This window comes from Actinomadura sp. HBU206391 (assembly GCF_014323665.1).
In the GTDB taxonomy this organism is placed as follows: domain Bacteria; phylum Actinomycetota; class Actinomycetes; order Streptosporangiales; family Streptosporangiaceae; genus Actinomadura_C.
Genome location: NZ_JABVEB010000111.1, coordinates 1 through 19,864 on the forward strand (window position 1 = coordinate 1; position 19,864 = coordinate 19,864).

17 protein-coding genes and 1 pseudogene are annotated in these 19,864 nt (G+C 68.7%); 11 read left to right on the plus strand and 7 right to left on the minus strand.

What is annotated here, in order from left to right; translation table 11 throughout:
• A partial coding sequence (locus HKK72_RS25135) for a glycogen debranching N-terminal domain-containing protein (RefSeq protein WP_315987438.1) occupies window positions 1-1,290 on the minus strand: 1,290 nt, incomplete at its 3' end.
• Between the two features lie 211 nt (window positions 1,291-1,501).
• Between HKK72_RS25135 and HKK72_RS25140 the strand changes: the two genes are divergently transcribed.
• Window positions 1,502-2,122, plus strand: coding sequence for an L-threonylcarbamoyladenylate synthase (locus HKK72_RS25140; protein ID WP_187236891.1), 621 nt, complete (start codon window positions 1,502-1,504; stop codon window positions 2,120-2,122).
• A gap of 176 nt (window positions 2,123-2,298) precedes the next feature.
• Here HKK72_RS25140 and HKK72_RS25145 read toward each other — a convergent pair.
• Window positions 2,299-2,700 (minus strand): annotated as a pseudogene (locus HKK72_RS25145) (snapalysin family zinc-dependent metalloprotease); the annotation flags it as partial.
• A 410-nt stretch (window positions 2,701-3,110) separates the two neighbouring features.
• A complete protein-coding gene (locus tag HKK72_RS25150) occupies window positions 3,111-3,506 on the minus strand; it encodes an RNA-binding S4 domain-containing protein (RefSeq protein ID WP_187236893.1) in 396 nt (131 codons plus the stop codon).
• 253 nt (window positions 3,507-3,759) lie between these two features.
• Here HKK72_RS25150 and HKK72_RS25155 point away from each other — a divergent pair, with 253 nt between their 5' ends.
• On the plus strand, window positions 3,760-4,827 hold the full coding sequence (locus tag HKK72_RS25155; protein WP_187236894.1) for a P1 family peptidase: 1,068 nt from the start codon (window positions 3,760-3,762) through the stop codon (window positions 4,825-4,827).
• A 152-nt stretch (window positions 4,828-4,979) separates the two neighbouring features.
• Here HKK72_RS25155 and HKK72_RS25160 read toward each other — a convergent pair whose 3' ends face one another.
• From HKK72_RS25160 to HKK72_RS25175, 4 genes are all read right to left on the minus strand, one after another.
• The gene (locus HKK72_RS25160; RefSeq protein ID WP_187236895.1) at window positions 4,980-5,984 is read right to left on the minus strand and encodes a metallophosphoesterase family protein; all 1,005 of its coding nucleotides are present in this window, start codon (window positions 5,982-5,984) and stop codon (window positions 4,980-4,982) included.
• 113 nt (window positions 5,985-6,097) lie between these two features.
• Entirely contained in the window at window positions 6,098-7,174 is a 1,077-nt protein-coding gene (locus tag HKK72_RS25165) for a LacI family DNA-binding transcriptional regulator (RefSeq protein ID WP_187236896.1), read from the minus strand.
• Window positions 7,171-8,343, minus strand: a complete 1,173-nt coding sequence (locus HKK72_RS25170) for an MFS transporter (RefSeq protein WP_187236897.1) — start codon at window positions 8,341-8,343, stop codon at window positions 7,171-7,173. The genes HKK72_RS25165 and HKK72_RS25170 overlap by 4 nt, the downstream gene beginning before the upstream one ends.
• Entirely contained in the window at window positions 8,340-9,263 is a 924-nt protein-coding gene (locus tag HKK72_RS25175; RefSeq protein ID WP_187236898.1) for an ABC transporter substrate-binding protein, read from the minus strand. The genes HKK72_RS25170 and HKK72_RS25175 overlap by 4 nt, the downstream gene beginning before the upstream one ends.
• Window positions 9,264-9,531: 268 nt before the next feature.
• On the opposite strand from HKK72_RS25175, the gene HKK72_RS25180 reads away from it, so the two are divergent.
• The 9 genes from HKK72_RS25180 to HKK72_RS25220 all read left to right on the plus strand — a co-directional run.
• Window positions 9,532-10,722, plus strand: a complete 1,191-nt coding sequence (locus tag HKK72_RS25180; protein WP_222721106.1) for an amino acid ABC transporter substrate-binding protein — start codon at window positions 9,532-9,534, stop codon at window positions 10,720-10,722.
• 99 nt (window positions 10,723-10,821) lie between these two features.
• On the plus strand, window positions 10,822-11,700 hold the full coding sequence (locus HKK72_RS25185) for a branched-chain amino acid ABC transporter permease (protein ID WP_187236900.1): 879 nt from the start codon (window positions 10,822-10,824) through the stop codon (window positions 11,698-11,700).
• Window positions 11,697-13,586: an ABC transporter permease subunit gene (locus HKK72_RS25190; RefSeq protein ID WP_187236901.1), complete on the plus strand. Its 1,890-nt coding sequence runs from the start codon at window positions 11,697-11,699 to the stop codon at window positions 13,584-13,586. The genes HKK72_RS25185 and HKK72_RS25190 overlap by 4 nt, the downstream gene beginning before the upstream one ends.
• A gap of 1 nt (window position 13,587) precedes the next feature.
• Window positions 13,588-14,361 (plus strand): ABC transporter ATP-binding protein, encoded by a 774-nt coding sequence (locus HKK72_RS25195; RefSeq protein ID WP_187236902.1) that lies wholly within the window; start codon window positions 13,588-13,590, stop codon window positions 14,359-14,361.
• 114 nt (window positions 14,362-14,475) lie between these two features.
• Window positions 14,476-15,534: an alpha/beta hydrolase family protein gene (locus HKK72_RS25200; RefSeq protein ID WP_187236903.1), complete on the plus strand. Its 1,059-nt coding sequence runs from the start codon at window positions 14,476-14,478 to the stop codon at window positions 15,532-15,534.
• Between the two features lie 105 nt (window positions 15,535-15,639).
• Window positions 15,640-16,608: an NAD(P)-dependent oxidoreductase gene (locus tag HKK72_RS25205; protein ID WP_187236904.1), complete on the plus strand. Its 969-nt coding sequence runs from the start codon at window positions 15,640-15,642 to the stop codon at window positions 16,606-16,608.
• The gene (locus HKK72_RS25210) at window positions 16,605-17,849 is read left to right on the plus strand and encodes a M24 family metallopeptidase (protein ID WP_187236905.1); all 1,245 of its coding nucleotides are present in this window, start codon (window positions 16,605-16,607) and stop codon (window positions 17,847-17,849) included. The genes HKK72_RS25205 and HKK72_RS25210 overlap by 4 nt, the downstream gene beginning before the upstream one ends.
• Before the next feature lie 22 nt (window positions 17,850-17,871).
• Entirely contained in the window at window positions 17,872-19,332 is a 1,461-nt protein-coding gene (locus HKK72_RS25215) for an NAD-dependent succinate-semialdehyde dehydrogenase (protein WP_187236906.1), read from the plus strand.
• A gap of 147 nt (window positions 19,333-19,479) precedes the next feature.
• Window positions 19,480-19,864, plus strand: a 385-nt coding sequence (locus HKK72_RS25220; RefSeq protein WP_187236907.1) for a hypothetical protein, incomplete at its 3' end; no start/stop codon positions are given.

Sequence of the window (19,864 nt, forward strand, 5' to 3'; positions counted from 1 at the left end):
GAAGTTGATGCCGTCGTAGGAGTCCTTCCACCCCTGGTTGATCAGGCCACGATCGGTCTTGCGCTGGTACTCCACGAAGCCGTCGCCGTCGAGATCGCCATATTGCTCGATCCATTCCATCGCCCGGTCGGCGTGCGGCAGCAGCCTCTTCACCTGCTCTTCGTGCAGACCCCAGCGACGCAGTTCGCCGAGCACGATGACGAACAGCGGCGTGGCGTCGACCGATCCGTAGTAGGCGGCACCGCGTGGGGTGCCGTGCAAGACGCCGGAGTCGACGCCGCTTCGGAGCTCATGCATGATCTTGCCTGGCTCCTCCTCGTTGAGGGAGTCGATCCGCTCGCCCTGAAGGTCCGCCAGGGTCCAGAGCGTGCCCAGCGCCAGCGAGGTGTCCAGGGGCAGCGTCATCAACGAAGAGATCAGGGAGTCTCGCCCGAAGATCGTCATGAACCAGGGCGCACCCGCCGCGACCGAGGGCGGCCGATCGGGATGTGCTTCGTCGAAGATCCGTAGTGAGCCGAGATCCGCCCGGCTCCGCTCCAGCGCCTTCGCCAGGCCAGAGTGCTGGGTCCACACCACCGGTGCCTCCTGTTCCCAGATCTGCAGACGGCGCACCGGGTCGGCATGGGCGGTCGGGCAGTGTGGAGGAAAGCGCGGCGGCACCTCCTCGCCGTCGATCACCGGCTGCACCAGCACGGTCGTTCGCCATGTGCCACGGGCGGGAACGGCGATGAGGAAGGAGAGCCCTCCCTGCCCGGCCAAGGCCCGGTTGGCGCTGATCCGCACCCCCCGCTGCCGGCCGGGCAGGCACACCGCGATCTCCAGACTGTCGACCTCCACGGTGATCGAAAGATCACCACGTGCGCGGATGCGGCCGGCCTTCACGTCGAACAGGTCACAGAGATCCGAATCGACGCGGAGTTCGAGGTTCAGCCCGGTCGGCTCGTGCGACAGGTTGTGAACCGTGATGTCCTCGCGCATGCCGGCCCCGACGTAACGGGCACGCGTGACGAGGAGGCTGCTCTCGGCTTTGCCGGGCCGGGGCCGTCCCCGGCCCAGGAATGTCGCCGAGAACGGATCGGCGGGCATCACGGTCAACGGCTCGAGCGGCTCGCCGTCGACCCGCAGTTCCCATCGCGATACCAGGCGAGTGTCCCGGAAGAAGATGCCGTGGATCCCGCCGTGCTCAATGTCCCCCGACCGTGCACAGACGCAGAAGGACGTACCCTCCACGAGCGTGACCGTACCCGTCGCGGACGCGGACGGGGTCTCCTGGGCTGCCCAATCGGTCATCCTGCCCCCCGGTGCATCAAGCGGCCTGCCCTCGCCGGGCGACTGCTCCCCCGTCGGCCGACACGGACCGTATTCGGTCGGAATACCCCCGAATCGACCGCTGATTCAGCAGGTCGATCCCCTATCCCACAGCGCGGGTGATGGTGCACGGGATGAAGATCGCTCAGCTCGCGGGTCCGGCGCCGGGGCCTGGGCTTCTAAGCTCCCATGCATGGCAAAGTACTTCGACGTGCATCCGGACAACCCGCAGCCCCGGGCGATCCGTCAGGTGGTCGATCTCATCCGCTCGGACGGGCTGATCGCGTACCCGACGGACTCGTGCTTCGCACTCGGATGCCGGCTCGGCAACAAGGAGGGCATCGACCGGATCAGAGAACTCCGCCGCCTCGACAGCGGCCACCATTTCACCCTGGTGTGCAGGGACTTCGCTCAACTCGGCCAGTTCGTGCAGGTCGGCAACGCGTTGTTCCGCTCGATCAAGGCGGTGACTCCCGGCAGTTACACCTTCATCCTGCCGGCGACGAAAGAGGTGCCACGGCGACTGCTGCATCCCAAGAAGAAGACGGTCGGCGTCCGGATCCCTGATCACGCCGTCGTGCAGGCGTTGCTCACCGAACTGGGCGAACCGCTGCTGTCGAGCACCTTGCTGATGCCCGGCGAGTCCGAACCCATGACCCAGGGCTGGGAGATCAAGGAGACGCTCGACCACGTGGTGGACGCCGTGATCGACTCTGGCGAGTGCGGCGACGTGCCGACGACGGTCATCGACTTCTCGCAGGACGAACCCGAGATCCTGCGCAGGGGCGCCGGAGACCCGTCCCACTTCGAGTAGATGATCGGCGGTAGGACGTCGCTTCAGAGTGCGAAGACGGCCGGCCTGCGGCTTCGCCGCCGGACACGGCGGGCCCGTCATCCCCGCGATCGCGAGAGCGCGAGGAGGACGGGCCCAGTGATCCACGATGCGGAGTGCGGGCGGGAAGCGCGCCGCAGACGGCAGAACCGGGGTCGTCAGGGAGCGTCCACGACGATCCCGCCGCTGGAGGAATCCTGGACCGAGACCGCGGCTCCTGCATAGTTCGCGTTAACAGCGGACCGCTCGGCCGCGTTGGGCGTGGCGTTACTGCACGCGACTCCGCCGGTCGAGCCGGACATCAGCGACGAACAGGGGCCGGGCTTGCGGTCCGGCAGGCCGAGGCTGTGACCGAGTTCGTGCGCGGCGATCCGGGTGGTGTCGTACCCGTCGTTCACGGCCTGCCGGCCGAACCACACGGTGACCCGGCCGCCGGGGCGGACCGGCCCGAGCGTGGCCCGCGGCCAGCCGTCATCGGCGACGATTCGGATCTCGGCGCGCCCGCCCGAGGAGACCTTGACCAGACGGACGTTCTGGACGCTGGAGTTCCAGGCACCGATCAAGGTGCGCGCGGCTGTGCGGTGCAGCATGGCGGGGGGCCTTCCTCTTTCGAGAGCAAGCGTTGCCGCATGACCCGAGCTAGGTCGGCCTGAGCATATTTGTGGGTAAACCGGTTAACAAGTGGCGTTATGTACCGAAAAGTCCCCAGTCATATGGCAAATTTGCGTGTTCTCACACCCGCTCATGTGCGCGACATGCGACCCACCGCAAAGGCCCGTCCAGGCTTCTGGGAGTGTCGGAAATCGTCATCGTGCGAACGACCGCGCGACGGCCGCCAGTTCGTCCAGCGTCCGGCAGGTCTCCTCGTGGGGAAGCGTGGGCAGATCGAACAGCACCTGGTCGACGCCGGCGTCCGCCAACGGCGCGACCGCTCACCTGCGAGATCGCGGCAGGTAGGTGAGCCCTTCCCTCAGCCGGCGTCCGGATCGGCCTGGCTCGCGCGAAGGCGTTCCAGTTCGCGCCGGTCGCGTTTGGTCGGACGGCCCGCGCCGCGATCACGCCGTCCGATCGGAATCAGGGCCTCGCGCGGCGGCGGCGGTGGGCTGTTGTCGGTGAAGCACTCCGCCGCCTCGGGCGCGCCGACCCGTTTCCGCACGATCTGCCGCACGATGACGATCCGCTCGCGCCCGCCATGGCGCAACCGCACCTCGTCACCGGGTCGCACCACCGAGGCCGGCTTGACGCGTTCGTCGTTCACCCGGACATGGCCGCCGCGGCAGGCGGCCGTGGCCATCGAACGGGTCTTCACCAGCCGTACGCACCAGATCCACACATCGACCCGCACCGACCCCGCATCCGCCGCCATGCCACGACCCTAACGCCGCCCATTCGATTCAGCGGAACGCCCGCCGCCCCTTCCCTGCGGTAGCCGATCCGGCGATGATCGTTTGGCATTGGATCTTGCTGTGACCGAAGGTGGGCAGAGAATGGAAATCTCACGACGCGACGCGCTGTATGCGGGAACGGTGCTAACAGGGGCTTCCTTGGCCGGGCCGGCATTCGCGGCCACCGCATCCGCCGCCGCACCGGCCACCCCGTCGGGTGCGAGCGGAGGGCGCATGCGCGCAAGAGAATTCGGAGTCACTCCCGGTAACTTCGGCACCGGGAAGCAGAACGCCATCACGGACGTCGCCGAGGTGCGGGTCGGCCACGTGACGCTGAACCGCGGCAAGAACGTGCGCACCGGGGTGACCGCGATCCTGCCGCACGCCGGAAATCTGTTCCAGGAGAAGGTGCCCGGCGCAGTGTTCGTGGGCAATGCGTTCGGAAAACTGGCCGGTTCCACCCAGGTGCAGGAGCTGGGGACCATCGAGACGCCCATCGTGCTCACCAACACGCTGAGCGTGGGACGTGCCGTGGACGCCGTCGTGGGCTGGACTCTCGAGCAGCCGGGTAACGAAGACGTCCGCTCGGTCAACGCACTGGTCGGAGAGACCAACGACGGGACCCTGAACGACATCCGGGGCCGCCATGTCAGCACCCGGGACGTCGAGAAGGCGATCGAGAACGCCACCCAGGGACGGGTGGCCGAAGGAGCGGTCGGTGCGGGCACCGGGACGATCTGCTTCGGCTGGAAGGGCGGCATCGGCACCTCCTCACGCGTGCTTCCGAGCGGCTACACCGTCGGGGTCCTGGTCCAGACCAACTACGGCGGCACGCTGATGGTCGAAGGGGTGCCGGTCGGCGAGGAGCTCAGGGCCCCCACCACCGCCGCGGCCACGCCGGACGGCGGTTCGTCGGCGGACGGCTCCTGCATGATGGTCATCGCCACCGACGCACCCCTCGGCGAGCGCAACCTGGAGCGGCTGGCGGCGAGGGCCAACTTCGGACTGGCCCGGACGGGGTCGGCGTACTCGAACGGCAGCGGCGACTTCGCCATCGCCTTCTCCACCGCGACCGGGCTGCGGCAACGGCACGGCGAGACGGCCCCACGCCCCTTCACCCTGCTGCCCAACGACGCGATGTCGCCGCTCTTCCAGGCGGCGCTCGAGGCGACGGAGGAGGCCGTCTACAACTCGCTCTTCATGGCGACCACGACGACGGGCAACGGGAGGACCATCGCGGCGCTCCCCCTCGACGAGGTCCGCGGGCTGTTCCAGAAGTACGGCAGGCACCCTCAGGGCTGACCGGCGGGATGTCGAGTCCGGACGGCGGCCCGCCTGACCACCAGCCTCCCCGAACAGCACTACCTGCAGACCCGGGCCGCCCGGCTGCCCCAGGACGGCCGGTAGCCCGGCGCGGTCGGAGGCCGCTACGGGCGCGGCGACGCACGGGAGACTCAGCCGGGCGGTTCGGGCACGATCAGCCCCAACGCGGCCGCCAGGTCGATGGTCCTGCGGGGCGTCGAGCACTGCCTGGCCAGGCTGGTCTGGTCGAGCCGGCCGTTACGGGCTTGGAACAGGAACTTCGCGGCGGGATGCCGTCGCAGCTGGTCGGTGGTGAGCTCGTCGGCGACGCGATGCGCCGCGGCGACCAGGGCAGGGAAAAGCGACCGCAGGTCCGCGGCCCACTCTTCGAGCGCCTCCAGCCAGCCGCGTGCTGCGGCGTCCGATGACGAGGAGAACCGCGCGATCTCCTGAGCCAGCTCCGGCCAGGTGAAGTCACGCCAGGGTTTGGTCTTCAGGACGGGCAACTGCCACTGGCGCTTGGCGATCGACCAGTGGTCCGCCTGCGCCTCGACCGAGTGGATCGTGAATCCCGGGACGCACAACGCGGTCAGGTTCCAGCCATGGCAGGCCCCGGTGTCAAGGCCGAAGATCCTGCCGTCGCGGATCATCGGCTCACGCCCGGTCACGTGATGGCCGAACACGACCGGCTTGGCGTCGGTGTAGTGACCGTGCCAGTAGCCGTCAGGGAACAGCGCGGTGAGCTCTCGTTCGCCGCTGGTCGAGCCGCAGAGGATCTCCTCTTTCTGGTCGGCCAGCGCGATCCCGGGCAACATCGCGGCGTGGACGACGCGCACATGCTCGTTCTCGAAGTAGTACGGCAGTGTCCGCATCCAGTCGACCGTCTCGGCGTAGCTTTCGCCCAGTTGCAGGCGCGTGATCTCTTGCGCGTAGGAGAAGATCCCGCGCACGTGCTTGCGTTCGTGGTTGCCCATGACCACGACCGAGTTCGGCCGCTCGCGGAAAAGCCCGACCACGTCACCGGGCGCCGGACCGCGATCGACCAGATCGCCGACGCTGACCAGCAGGTCGTCGGCGCGGAGGTCGACTTTCTCCAGCAGTTCGAGCAATTCGTCGAAGCAGCCGTGGATGTCGCCGATGACAATGGTACGCCGCACGCGGGTGAGCCTAGGCAGGCATCGGTTCGGCGCGCAAAGGAATATTCCCGCGCCACCGGGCCGCCCGGTGGCGCGGGTCCCGTTTCCGAGAGGGAAGGGGAGCTCATCGAGGCTCAGGCGCGCGGAGCCGCCGTGGAGTCACGGAGGACCAGCGAGACCGACAGCAACAGCGAACGCGGGTGCCGCTGCGGTTCCTCGATGCAGTCGAGCAGCATGCGGGCCGCCTCGGCCCCGAGCTCGTGGTGCGGTACGCCCACGGTCGTCAGGGGCGGGCGGAGCTTGTCGAGGAACGGCATGTCGTTGAAGCCGACGACGCTGATGTCCTGTGGGCATGAGATGCCCCGTTCCGCGAACACGTCGTAGCAGCCCAGCGCGATCAGGTCGTTGCCCGCGACGACGGCCGTGCATCCCGTCCCACGGTCGAGCAGTTCACGCATCGAACTGGCGCCGTCGCCTTCGCTCCAGTGCGCGCATTCGACGATGAGGGCGGGGTCGTCCACCACCCCGTAATCGCGGATGGCGTGCCGGAAGGCGCGCGATCGCACGACACCCGTAGAGGTGGTCTGGGGGCCCGCGATGTGGGCGATCCGGGTGTGGCCCAGGTCGACCAGGTGCTTCACGGCGAGAGCGATGCCCGTGGCGTCGTCGCCGACGACGAAGGGCATCCGCAGGTTCTCGATGCGGCGGTTGATGAGAACGATCTTGACGTCCTGCTCCTGCAACCGCTGGAGCAGGGGATGGTCCAGCAGCGCGGTGGCGATGATGAGGCCCTCGACCTGACGTGACCTCAGCGATTCGATCAATGCTCGCTCACGCTGCGGGTCGTTGTCGGTGTTGACGATCAGGGCGCTGTAGCCGGCCGACTCGAGGACGTTCTCGATCCCGCGGACGATCGGAGGGAACAGGGGGTTGGTGAGGTCTGGGATGACCAGGCCAACCGTGCTCGACTTCGAGGTCTTGAGACTGCGTGCGATGGGGTTCGGCTGGTACCCCAGCTCCTCGGCGGCCCGCATCACGCGTCGCACCGTCTCGGCGTTGACGAGTTGCTGCGCCTTCGGATTCAGCGCTCGTGACGCGGTGGTGGCGTGCACTCCGGCGACCTCGGCGACGTCACGAAGCGTGGCGGGCTGCTGCGGCTGCCTGCCCTCCGGGGCATCCCGTCGCGGCTCGGAAGGACGTTCGACGCTCATGGGCCCGGCTCTCCTTCCGGTCCGATCCATCGCGTACGCCCCAAGGTCGCGAACAGTCCGAGCACGATCGCGAGCGCCGTGGCCCAGGCGAAGATCTGAGCGTACCGGTGAGCCTGCGCGAGTCCTCCGGCAAGCTGAGCGGCCACGGCGCTTCCGAGGAACAACGCCCCGGCGAACCCCGATACGACCGTGGCACGAGCGGACGGCAGCACTTCCGTCGCCCATGTCTGCAACGACGAGTGCATCGAAACCCAGGCCAGACCGAGGAAGCAGGCCGCCGCGAGCGCCACTGCGGGGGAACGGGACAGGGTGACCAGTCCGCATCCGGCCGCGGCCGCGGCCGCACCGAGCGCGATGAGTCGTGAGGCACGCGTGCGGTGCGCCAACGCCCCTACCAAGCGGGCGAACCCGAACACGGCGACACCGTACAGGGCGGTCACGGCTCCCGCGACGGACGCGCTGGCCCCGGACGCCTCGACGGCGGTGGGCAGTACGGTCAGCACTCCGAGCAGCACCATGCCCTCGAGGAACGCCAGGGCGAGGACCAGCCGGGTCGGCCCCGAACGGGCGACCGCGGCCAGCGGCGCGAGCAGGCTGCTGTGTTCGCGCACGATCGGCGGCCGGGGAAGCCTGCCGAGTGAGACGACGAGACAGAGAGCGATGAGGCCGGTCAGCACGAACGCGAAGCGCCAGCTGGTGAACTCGGCCAGCGCGCCCGCGCCGGCAGAGGCGAACCCCGTTCCCAGCGCGACGCCGGCCATGAGCCTGGTCACCTCCGGCTGCCGCCGTTCGGACGACACCGTGTCACCGATATAGATCAGGCTCGCCGGCACCGCCGCGGCGAAACACGCACCGGTCAGGCCCCGGGTCACGCCGAGGGCCAGCGGGCTCTGCGCGAACGCCGCCACGGTCGTGCTCACCGCGGCGAGCGACAGCGCCACCCGCATGGTCCGCACCAGGCCGATGCGGTCCGAGACCATCCCCCACACCGGCTGCATGAGCCCGTACGCCAGGAAGTAGGCACCGGCCGCGTTGATGATCATTGACAGCGGTGCACCGAGATCGCGCGCCATCGCGATCAGCATCGGCGGCATCGCGAACCGGTCGAGCGTGCTGGCGAACGCGACCACTTGCAGCTGTCGCGGTGCCCGCGAAGAGCTTTCGGTCATCGGCGGGTCGTCACGTACGGGTCGATGAGTCCCCGCGAAGGGTCGAGCGCGGTCGCGAGCACGTCGGTTCCGTCGACCAGTGCCGGCATGTACCTCCGTCGCAGTCCGACGACCGTCTCCATCGCCTGAAGGTCGGCGATGCCGTCGACGACGAGCCCTTCCGCGGGGTCCTTCAACCGTTCCAGGTAGCGTGCGGCCAGGGCGTCCGGAAGCTTCAGCGCCGCGGACGCCTCCTCGACCACGATGTGGTCGACGGTGCCGCCCGAGATCTCGCGGGCGGTGTCGCGGAGGGCGTCGGCGAGCGCCTCGACGAGCGCCCTCTTTCGGTCGCCGACCGTGCTCAGGACCGTGCCGAGGTAGGGATGGCACACGTCGGTGAGCCCCGCGAGCCGCACCGCGCCGGCCTCCTCGGCCCTCAGCTCGTTGCCCGCGTTCAGCATCGTCGCGTCACAACCGCCGGCCAGCAACGCATCGAGGCGGCGGGGCGTGGAACCGAGGGTGACCACGCGGTAGTCGCCGCGGTCGAGGCCGAGAGTCTCCAGCAACGCGTAGAGCCCGAAGGCGAATCCGGAGCCGGGCACGTCGACACCGATGTCCGCGCCCTTGAGGTCGGCGGCCGAGGTGATCCCGGGTCGCCCATAGACGCCGAGCCCGAGCCCCCGGTCTATCGCCGCGACGATCTTCACGTCGGCGGTCTCGCCGAGCGGGTTGTCGGCGACGAAGCGGTAGGCGACCACGTTGTCGGGGCTGGTGAGCGTCGCGTCGAGATCGCCGTCGAGCAGCGCTCTGCACTGCGCCGGCGAGGACGGGACGGCCTTCTCCAGCACGCTCAGACCTCGTTGATCGAGCAGGCCGAGACGCCGGCCGACGCGCAGCAGCACGGATGGGCTGAAGGCACCGACCACGAGTTGGCGTGTCACGATCCGCAGTTCCCCTTCCTCGCACCGGCCGGACCGAACCGGTCGCGGCGGCTTGCACTCGTTTGCAGGAACGCGCTGACGAACCCGGTCGAGCTATTGACAGTAAAAAGACTAAACCCCATGCTGCTGCACACCGCAATCGTTTGCGGTCAATACGTCCAGGCGTCACAAAGCTCACAGAGGAGGGCTCATGACCGCCTCATCTCCTTGCCACCACCCCAAGGTCCGCGGCAGATCTCGGCGAGGTCCAGGCAGGTTGGCCGTAGCGGTGGCCGTCATTGCCGCTCTGGCGCTGACGGCCTGCGGTCAGCGACCGTCGGAGTCTTCGGAAAGCGACACCAAGAAACCGATCGTCATCGGCGCGTCCCTTCCCTTGACCGGAGACTTCGCACAGCCGGGCGGCGAGGCTAAGCGCGGCTACGAGGTGTGGCGCGACATGGTCAACGCCAAGGGCGGAATTCTGGGCCGGCAGGTCCAGCTCAAGCTCACCGACGACGCGAGCAGCCAGGACACAGTCGTGTCCGACTACACGAAGCTGATCACGCAGGACAAGGTCGACCTGTTGCTCGGGACGTTCTCGTCCCTGCTGAATTACGCCGCCTCGGCGGTGGCCGAGAAGAACGGCATGGTCTTCGTCGAGCCGGCCGGCGGCGCGACCAACATGTTCACGCGTAACTTCAAGTACCTCTTCTTCGCCCAGCCGGCCAGCGCGCCGCACCAGGCGGACGTCTTCGTCGACTGGGTCAAGACGCTGCCCGAGGCCGAGCGGCCGAAGACGGCGGCCTACCCCACCCAGGACGACCCCTTCACCAAGCCCGTGATCCAGACGATGCAGAAGGAGCTCGAGGCTCTCGGCGTCCGGACGGTCTACAGCTCGCTCTACCCCGCCGACACGACGAACTTCCAGACCATCGCCGGCACGCTGGCCAGCAAGAAGCCCGACCTCATCGCGCAGGGCGCGGTGTTCGAGGACGGCGTCGGGCTGGTCCGGTCGCTCAAGCAGCTGAACTACTCGCCCAAGACCCTCTTCCAGACCTCCGCTCCGAGCAACGCGGGCCAGTACAGCGACGGTGTGGGCAAGGCCAACACCGAGGGCGTCTTCTACACGGTCAGCTGGCACCAGGACGCGACCACCCCGCTCAACGCCGAGTTCGTCGCCGCCTACAAGAAGGCCTACAACGCCGACCCCGCCGAGGACGCCGCCGACGCATTCGCCGCCGCGCAGGTCCTGCAGGCGGCGGTCGAGAAGGTCGGCGCCATCAACCAGGACAAGATCCGCGATTGGCTGCACGCCAATACGGTGCAGACGATCCTCGGCCCGCTGAGCTGGAAGGCGAGCGGTGAGCCGAACGGCAAGTTCCTGCTCGCCCAGTGGCAGTCCGGCAAGGCCCAGGTGGTCGCTCCGGCCGAGGCCGCGACCTCGAAGAGCATCGTCCATCCCAAGCCCGCATGGAAGTAGCCGTCAGCACGTGAAGCGCTTCATGGCCCGCCCGGCGGCGGCCTCGTCCGCCGGGCCCCGTGCCCCCTCCAGGTGTGGAGCCGACGAGGAGTTCCAGGAATGACACAACTGATACAGGCGATCACGCTGGGCCTGCTGATCGGCGGGGTCTACGCGCTGATGGCCTCGGGCCTGACCCTCATCTTCGGGGTCATGAACATCATCAACGTCGCGCAGGGTGCGTTCCTGATCTTGATGGCCATGGTCACCTGGTGGCTGTGGCGCGAGACCGGGATCGATCCGATTCTCGCGTCGGTGATCACCACACCGCTCATGTTCGTGTTCGGCTGGGTGATCTTCCGCCTGCTGGTCTCACGTGTGAGCGGATCGTCCGCGTCGATGTCGATCCTGTTGACGTTCGGCTTCGCGATGGTCATCGAAGGCGTCCTGAACATCACCGCCGGCAACAAGTTCAAGTCGGCCACGCCGTCCTACTTCGAGGAGTCCTTCCGAGTCGGTTCGATCTCGCTGCCGAAGGCGCAGGTGTTCGGCTTCCTCGCCGCGATGATCGTGCTCAGCGCGCTGTACTTCGTGCTGACCCGGACATGGACCGGCCGGGCGATCCGCGCCGCGACGCAGAACCCGTCGGGCGCCGCCCTCGTCGGAGTCGGCGCCACCAGTACGGCGGCGCTGGCGTTCGCGATCGGCAGCGCCACGACCGGCGTCGGCGGATCTATCCTGTCGGTGCTCTACCCCTTCTTCCCGGCCTCCCACTACGACTGGATCTCGAGGCTGCTCGGGATCGTGGTCCTCGGCGGGATGGGCAGCCTGCCAGGCGCCCTGATCGGAGCGGGCGTCCTCGGCCTGGCCGAGACGCTGACCGCGACGTACGGCTCACTGAGCTGGTCGACCCTGGTCTTCTACGTCGTGATCATGGTCGTGCTGCTGATCCGTCCCCAGGGCCTGTTCGGCGCCAAGCTCCGCGAGGACGCGACATGACCCGGCTGCGAGCGCTTCCCCGCGCGCATCTCATCGCCGGGATATGTATGGTCGCGCTGCTGCTTTACCCGGCCGTCAACCCGTGGGAGCCGTACCCGCAGGGAGTCCTGCTGGTGGGATTCCTGCTGGCGATCCAGGCGTCGAGTTGGAACATCATCTCCGGGTACGGCGGCTACACCTCACTCGGTCACAGCATGTTCCTGGGCATCGGCTCCTACACCGCAGGCATCCTCGCCCTGCGGTGGGGGATCAACCCGCTGTGGGTCGCGCCGCTCGGCGGAGTGGTCGCGCTGCTCGTCGCGCTGCTGATCGGCTCGGTGGTGCTCCGGACCCGTGGCCACGCATTCGTGATCATCACCATCGCGATGCTGCTGGCCGCGCAGATCCTCGCGATCAACTTCAAGGGCCTCACCCAGGGATCGGACGGGATCACTCTCGAACTGCCCTTCTGGAGTCGCGATTTCCAGAACATGCCGTTCTACTACGTGTTCCTGTGCCTGCTCGTGCTGACGGTCCTGTTCAGCGCGTGGCTGAGGCGCACCAAGTTCGGCGCCGGCCTGGTCGCGATCCGCGAGGACGAGGGCAAGGCCGCCTCGATCGGCGTCAACACCACGCGTTTCAAGATCGTGGCGTACGCCGCGAGCGCGTTCCCCATCGGTGTGGCCGGCGGCGTCTACGCCTACTACCTGACGTACATCAACCCGGTGGGTTCGTTCGCGATCCTCGGCAGCGTGACCATCGTGCTCGCCACCCTGACCGGCGGCCGGGGCACGTTGTACGGCCCGGTCCTCGGCGCCTTCATCGTCAACCTGGTCAGTGAGGCGGCCACGGTCTACGGCGGGGGCACGCAGTCACGCGTGCTGCTCTTCGGGGCCGCGCTGATGCTCGTGGTCCTGTTCCTGCCGAAGGGCATCCTGCCGACCGTCGAGGCATGGTGGCGCAGGCGTCACCCCGAGGAGGTGGAGTACACCGATCAGGCGGGCGCGTTGAGCCGCGGGCCGATGACGACGCGCGAGCGGGTGCGCCCCGAGGTCGTCTCAGCGGGTGTGCGAGACGAGGCCAAGGCGGGCGCGGGCGACGACAAGCCCCTGCTCGACGTACGCGGGGTGTCGAAGAGATTCGGTGGCCTGACGGCGGTGGACGGCGCCGACCTGACGGTCCGCCCGGGAACGATCACGGCGCTGATCGGGCCGAACGGTTCGGGCAAGACGACGCTGTTCAACCTGATCACCGGTGGGATGACCGCCGACTCCGGCGAGATCTGGTTCGACGGCAAGCGGGTCGACGCGATGAGTCCCTGGAAACGAGGGCACCTGGGACTCGGACGCACCTACCAGGTCACCCGGCTGTTCAAGGACATGACGGTGCAGGAGAACGTGGTCGCGCCCCTGCCCGACTCGCGCTGGCGGACGATGTTCGCGGGCGCCGTGCACGGCCACGAGGCGGAACGGGCGCGGGACCTGCTCGACATCGTCGGTCTCGGCCGCATGGCCGGCCAGCCCGCGGGGTCGCTGTCGTACGGACAGCAGAAACTGGTCGAGCTCGCCCAGGTGCTGATGCTCCAACCCAAGCTCATCCTGCTGGACGAGCCCGCCGGTGGGGTGAACCCCAGCCTGCTCGGGCGGCTCACCGAGGTGATCCGTGAGTTGAACGCCAGTGGCGTGACCTTCCTCATCGTCGAGCACAACATCCCGCTCGTGCTCGAACTGTGCGACCCCGTCGTCGTGTTCTCCCACGGCGCGCCGATCGCCGAGGGACCTCCCGCCCGGATCAGGGAGGATCCCCTGGTCCTCGACGCCTATCTCGGCGACGACTGGCGGCCGGCGGCAGCGGATCCCCCCGCCGACCACTCACCGGAGGCGGCAACAGGAGAGGCGGTGAGGTGACGTGCTGTCGCTGAAGGCGGTCGTCGCGGGCTACGGCGGCGGGAGCGTGCTCCAAGGCGTCGACCTGGAGTGCCCCAAGCAGACGATCACGTGCATCGTCGGCCCCAACGGCGCCGGCAAGTCCACCGTGCTCCGTGTCATCAGCGGGCTGATCAGGCCGAGCGACGGTGAGATCACCATGAACGGCGACGCGATCAGCGATCAGCCGCCGGACGAGATCCTGCGCAGGGGCATCACCCAGGTGCCGCAGTCGCACGCCCTCTTCCCCGCCATGTCGGTGCACGAGAACGTCCTGATGGGCGGCTACCTGATCCGCAAGAACCGCGCGCTTCTGCGGGAGCGCCTCGACATGGTCAAGGAACGGGTCCCTCTCGTTGCCAACCGCGCACGCGACCACGCGGGCAACCTCAGCGGCGGCCAGCGGCGGATGGTCGAGATCGCACGGTGCCTCATGCTCGATCCCAAGCTGATCCTGCTCGACGAGCCGTCGCTGGGCCTCGACCCGCGCAGCCTCGCCGGCGTCGCCGACGTCATCCACTCTCTCCACCGGGACGGCACGACGGTCCTGCTGGTCGAGCAGAACGTCCGGCTCGGCCTCGGCCTGGCGACGCACGGCGTGGTGATGGAGGGCGGCAAGGTACGGCTCACCGGCACGGCCGCCGCGATCAAGGACGATCCGGAGATCGCGGCGCTCTATCTCGGTGGCACGAGGGCGTCGTCACCTTCCACGGACGCGTCCTCGAAGGGCACGGGAACCGAGACCACCAGTGTCTGAGCGACCGCCCGGCGGCCGGTTCGCACTCGTTTGCACAACGCAGCAGGTCCACAGAACGAGCAGGTCGGCACACGAGCGGCTTCGCAGAACGAGCAGGAAAGGCAGTTGATCCACATGGACGAGCGAGTCTCCTCGGCCATCGCGCACTGGGCGCCCCGTTTCACCACGAACGGCGTGACCGTCTCCGACTTCGAACGGATCACCGGGGGGCTCGATGACTGGACCGACTGGTGTGCCGCCTGGTCATCGGTGGCGTCCGAGCACGAGGCGCTCGGGCGCGACGCCCTGGCGGGCAGGCGGTTCGTCTCGGCCGGCCAGCACCTGTCCCGTGCCGCCGTCTACTACCACTTCGCGAAGTTCGTCTTCGTCGAGGATCTGGACCAGATGCAGCGGGCGCACGTGCGGGCGCTGACGTGCCTCATGGACGCTCTGCCGCACCTGTCGCCTCCGGGCCGGCGGGTCGAGATCGACTTCGAGGGCTCCAAGCTCGTCGGCGTGCTGCGGCTGCCCTCCGGACCGGGCCCGCATCCCGCGGTCCTGCTGTTGTCCGGGCTGGACTCCGCCAAGGAGGAACAGAGGTCGGTCGAGGACACGTTCCTCGACCGCGGGCTCGCCACCTTCAGCGTGGACGGCCCGGGGCAGGGCGAGGCCGAGTACGACCTGCCCATCCGAGGGGACTGGTCCCTTCCCGGAAAGGCCATGCTCGACGCGCTCGGCGCCGAGCCGGACATCGACGAGTCCAGGCTCGCGGTGTGGGGCGTCAGCCTCGGCGGCTACTACGCCCCCCGGGTCGCGGCCGCGGTCGGCGACCGGGTCAAGGCCTGCGTCGCCCTGGCCGGGCCGTACAACTTCGGCGACTGCTGGGACATCCTCCCCCAGCTCACCAGACACACGTTCCAGGTCAGATCGGGAGCGAGGTCGGATGACGAGGCTCACCGCATCGCCTCGACGCTGAGCATGGAGGGATCGGCCGAGGCGATCAGTGCACCGCTTCTGATCGTGTTCGGGCGCAAGGACCGGCTCATCCCGTGGCAGCACGCGAAGCGCCTCGAGGACGAGGCCGGCGGCGACGTCGAACTGCTGATGCTCGAGGACGGCAACCATGGCTGCGCCAACCTCGCGCCCTGGCACCGTCCCTACACCGCCGACTGGGTCGCCGAACGGCTTCGCTGACGGCCGTGAAGCCGGCGCGGCGGCATGGCCGTGAGCAGCGCCTTGATACGGCACAACAGCATTTCATACGCTGAACGACAAACGATTGCAGAGGGGCAGGGCTAGATGACTCAATCGACCGCAGATCCTTCCGACCAGCGGGTCGGCTGGATCGGGACCGGCCGTATGGGCGTCGCCATGGCGGGGCGGCTCGCCAAGGCCGGCGTGGACCTCACCGCCTGGAACCGCACCATCGCCAAGGCGGAGCCCCTCAAGGAGCACGGCGCCTCGGTGTGCGGCGCCATCGCCGACCTGCGCGACCGGGACGTCGTGTTCACGATGGTCTCCGCGTCGGCCGATCTCGAACATGTGCTGCTGGGAGAGGGCGGGCTGCTCACCGACGGCGAGCACGTCCCCGGAATCGTCGTCGACTGCTCCACGGTCTCGACGGAGACGTCGGCCGCGATGCGGGAGGCGTGCGAGGCGAGGGGCGTCGACTTCCTCGCCGCACCGGTCAGCGGGAACGGCAAGGTCGTCAGGGCCGGTGAGCTCAGCCTCGTGGTCTCCGGACCGCAGCGGGCCTACGACACTGTGGCGCACCTGCTGGAGCACATCGGCAAGTCGGCCACCTATGTGGGCGAGGGCGACACGGCCCGGCTCGTCAAGATCGCGCACAACCTGATGCTGGGCGTGGTCACCCAGACGATGGCCGAGATCACCGTGCTGGTCGAGAAGGGCGGCGTCTCGCGGCACGCGTTCCTCGAGTTCCTCAACAACAGCGTCATGGGCTCGGCGTTCACCCGCTACAAGTCCCCCGCGTTCGTGAACCTCGACTACACCCCGACGTTCACGCCGATCCTGCTGCGCAAGGACTTCGACCTCGGCCTCGCCGCCGCCCGGCAGCTCGACGTACCCCTGCCGCTCGCGGCGCTCACCGCGCAGCTCGTGCAGGCCAGCGTCGGGACCGGCCGGGTCGACGAGGACTTCTCGATCCTGCTCGACCTCCAGGCCGCCGCCTCGGGGCTGGAGCTCAAACCCGAGAACGTCGCGGTCGACGACGGCCTCGGCGCGGCCCACGAGGAGGACAGCTCATGACGTCCGCGGCTCCGCTGCCCGCCCCCGGGCACATGGCGGTCGACTACGAGCAGCGGGTCGACTTCGGCCGGCTCCGGGACTACCGGCTGAGCCGGGCACGCGCGTCGCTGGAGGCCAGCGAGTGCGGCGCCTTCCTGCTCTTCGACTTCTACAACATCCGGTACACCACGCAGACCTGGATCGGCGGGGCCCTCGGCGACAAGATGACGAGGTACGCCCTGCTCACCCGGGGCGGCGAGCCGATGCTGTGGGACTTCGGGTCCGCGGCGCGGCACCACCGTCTGTACAGCCCGTGGCTCGATCCGGCGAACTGTCACGCCGGCATGCTGGGCATGCGCGGCGCGATCGCGCCGACGGCCGGGCTGATGGAGGACGCCGTCCGTCAGATCAAGGGCCTGCTCGAGGACGCCGGCGTGGCCGACGCCCCGGTCGGGGTCGACATCGTCGAGCCGCCGTTCCTGTTCGAGATGCAGCGCCAGGGCCTGACGGTGGTCGATTCGCAGCAGCTGATGCTCGACGCGCGGCAGATCAAGTCCTCCGACGAGATCATGCTGCTCACCCAGGCCGCTGCGATGGTCGACGGTGTCTACCAGGACATCGTCGAGGTTCTCAAGCCCGGGATCCGCGAGAACGAGATCGTGGCGCTGGCCAACAAGCGGCTCTACGAGATGGGTTCCGACCAGGTCGAGGCGATCAACGCGGTGAGCGGTGAGCGGTGCAACCCGCATCCGCACAACTTCTCCGACCGGCTGATCCGCCCCGGCGACCAGGCGTTCTTCGACATCATCCACTCCTTCAACGGCTACCGGACCTGCTACTACCGGACGTTCAGCGTGGGCAGCGCGACGGCGAGCCAGCGGGACGCCTACACCAAGGCGCGGGAGTGGATGGACGCGTCGATCAGCATGATCAAGCCCGGGGTCGGCACCGACCAGGTGGCCGCCGTGTGGCCCGAGGCGACCGAGTTCGGATTCGAGAACGAGATGGCCGCGTTCGGCCTGCAGTTCGGCCACGGCCTGGGGCTGGGCCTGCACGAACGGCCGATCATCTCGCGACTCAACAGCATGCGGGAACCCATCGAACTCCAGCCCGGGATGGTGTTCGCGCTGGAGACGTACTGCCCGGCGAGCGACGGCTTCTCGGCGGCCCGGATCGAGGAGGAGGTCGTCGTCACCCCGGACGGATGCCGCATCCTCACCCTGTTCCCCGCCCAGGATCTGGTCGTCGCCAACCCGTACTGAGCCCTGTATCGAAAGGCCTTCCATGGGAGACACAAGCCCGGACCACGTGAGCGACCTGCTCACCGACCTCTATATCGGCGGCAAGGCGGTCCCCGCCGGCGACGGTGGCCGCTTCGACGTACAGGACCCCGCGACAGGAGAGGTCATCACCTCGGTCGCCGACGGCACCGTCGATGACGCGATCGCCGCCGTCGACGCCGCGGAGCGGGCGGCCGGGTCGTGGGCGGCCACCGCTCCGCGGGAGCGTGCCGAGATCCTGCGCAAGGCGTTCGAGCTGATGACCGAGCAGGGCGAGGACCTCGCCCGGCTGATCTCGCTGGAGAACGGCAAGGCGCTTGCCGACGCGCGTGGCGAGGTCGCCTACGCGGCGGAGTTCTTCCGGTGGTACTCCGAGGAGGCCGTCCGGAGCATCGGCGCGGTGACCACCGCGCCCTCGGGCGCCAACCGCATCGTGGTGCTGCACCGGCCGGTCGGCATCTGCGTGCTCGTGACGCCGTGGAACTTCCCGGCGGCGATGGCCACGCGGAAGATCGGCCCGGCCCTGGCGGCGGGCTGCACGGTGATCCTGAAGCCGGCGAGCGACACGCCGCTCACCGCGCTCGCGATGGCCCGGATCCTGGAGGCGGCCGGAGTGCCCCCGGGTGTGGTCAACGTGCTGCCCGCCCGGCGCTCCGGCGCGGTCGTGTCGGCGATGCTGCACGACCCGCGGGTCCGCAAGCTCTCCTTCACCGGGTCGACCGAGGTGGGCCGGGTGCTGCTGCGCGAGGCGGCCGACCAGGTCATCAACACCTCGATGGAGCTCGGCGGAAACGCCCCGTTCCTCGTGTTCGCCGACGCCGACCTCGACGCGGCGATCGAGGGCGCGATGGTCGCCAAGATGCGCAACGCCGGAGAGGCGTGCACGGCCGCCAACAGGTTCTACGTCGAGTCGTCGATCGCCGAGGAGTTCGGCAGGCGGCTGGCCGAGCGGATGTCGGCACTGACCGTCGGCCCCGGCACCGAAGAGTCCACCCAGGTCGGCCCGCTGGTGAACCAGGACGCGGTCGACAAGGTCGACGGTCTCGTACGCGCCTGCGTCGACGAGGGCGCGAGGGCGGTCGTCGGCGGCGTCCGGCCGGATCGGCCGGGCTTCTACTACGACCCCACTGTGCTGGTGGACGTCTCCCCCGACGCGCCGATCCTGCAGGAGGAGATCTTCGGCCCGGTGGCGCCGATCGTCACGTTCGACGACGAGGACGAGGCGATCCGGCTCGCCAACGCGACCGAGTTCGGACTGGTCGCCTACGTCTACACCGGCGACCTGGCCCGTGGGCTTCGGGTGAGCGAGAGGTTCGAGTCCGGCATGGTCGGCCTCAACCGTGGTCTGGTCAGCGACCCCGCGGCGCCGTTCGGCGGGGTCAAGCAGAGCGGCATCGGCCGCGAGGGCGGCCACGAGGGCATGCTCGACTACCTGGAGACGCAGTACGTCGCCGTCCAGTGGTGACCTGACCGAACACCCGAGGGGAGCCCCTCCCAACCGTGATCATGCAGTTGTTCGCACCGCAAGGCCCCACCCTAGGTAGTTGACGCGAACAACTGCATGATCCCGGCGGTCGGTTCGGGGCCGGCTTCCCGTTGGCAGGATGCGGGCATGGAGCTACGCCCGGAACTGCTGCCCCCACCCGTCTCGCCGCGGCGCCTCGCGGAGGTGAGTCATGAGATCGAGAGGATCTCGCGACTGCTCGACGACCGCGAAGCGGCCGAGGCGGCGATCGCCGCGTTCAACGAGACGACCGGGCACGCCTACGACGCGTCCGCGTTCGCCGACTACTGGAGGGCGCGCAGTCTCGAGGACTTCGCCACGGAGGCGAGCCGCCCGGCGTATCCGCGCGTGCCCGACATCACCCGCGACGAGCTCGTCGAGATCGTGCGCAGGATTCAGGCCGCCGATCCGGATATGGGCTATTTCCTGCTGCTCCTCGAGGTCAATGTGACCTACCCGGCGGTGAGCGACCTCATCTATTGGCCACCGGCCG

What these genes read in the sequence shown, in the direction of transcription:
- HKK72_RS25140 (WP_187236891.1), top strand. Translation starts at nt 1,502, where the DNA reads ATGGCAAAGTACTTCGACGTGCATCCGGACAACCCGCAGCCCCGGGCG.
- HKK72_RS25150 (WP_187236893.1), bottom strand. Translation starts at nt 3,506, where the DNA reads ATGGCGGCGGATGCGGGGTCGGTGCGGGTCGATGTGTGGATCTGGTGC.
- HKK72_RS25155 (WP_187236894.1), top strand. Translation starts at nt 3,760, where the DNA reads ATGCGCGCAAGAGAATTCGGAGTCACTCCCGGTAACTTCGGCACCGGG.
- HKK72_RS25165 (WP_187236896.1), bottom strand. Translation starts at nt 7,174, where the DNA reads ATGAGCGTCGAACGTCCTTCCGAGCCGCGACGGGATGCCCCGGAGGGC.
- HKK72_RS25170 (WP_187236897.1), bottom strand. Translation starts at nt 8,343, where the DNA reads ATGACCGAAAGCTCTTCGCGGGCACCGCGACAGCTGCAAGTGGTCGCG.
- HKK72_RS25185 (WP_187236900.1), top strand. Translation starts at nt 10,822, where the DNA reads ATGACACAACTGATACAGGCGATCACGCTGGGCCTGCTGATCGGCGGG.
- HKK72_RS25190 (WP_187236901.1), top strand. Translation starts at nt 11,697, where the DNA reads ATGACCCGGCTGCGAGCGCTTCCCCGCGCGCATCTCATCGCCGGGATA.
- HKK72_RS25200 (WP_187236903.1), top strand. Translation starts at nt 14,476, where the DNA reads ATGGACGAGCGAGTCTCCTCGGCCATCGCGCACTGGGCGCCCCGTTTC.
- HKK72_RS25205 (WP_187236904.1), top strand. Translation starts at nt 15,640, where the DNA reads ATGACTCAATCGACCGCAGATCCTTCCGACCAGCGGGTCGGCTGGATC.
- HKK72_RS25210 (WP_187236905.1), top strand. Translation starts at nt 16,605, where the DNA reads ATGACGTCCGCGGCTCCGCTGCCCGCCCCCGGGCACATGGCGGTCGAC.
- HKK72_RS25215 (WP_187236906.1), top strand. Translation starts at nt 17,872, where the DNA reads ATGGGAGACACAAGCCCGGACCACGTGAGCGACCTGCTCACCGACCTC.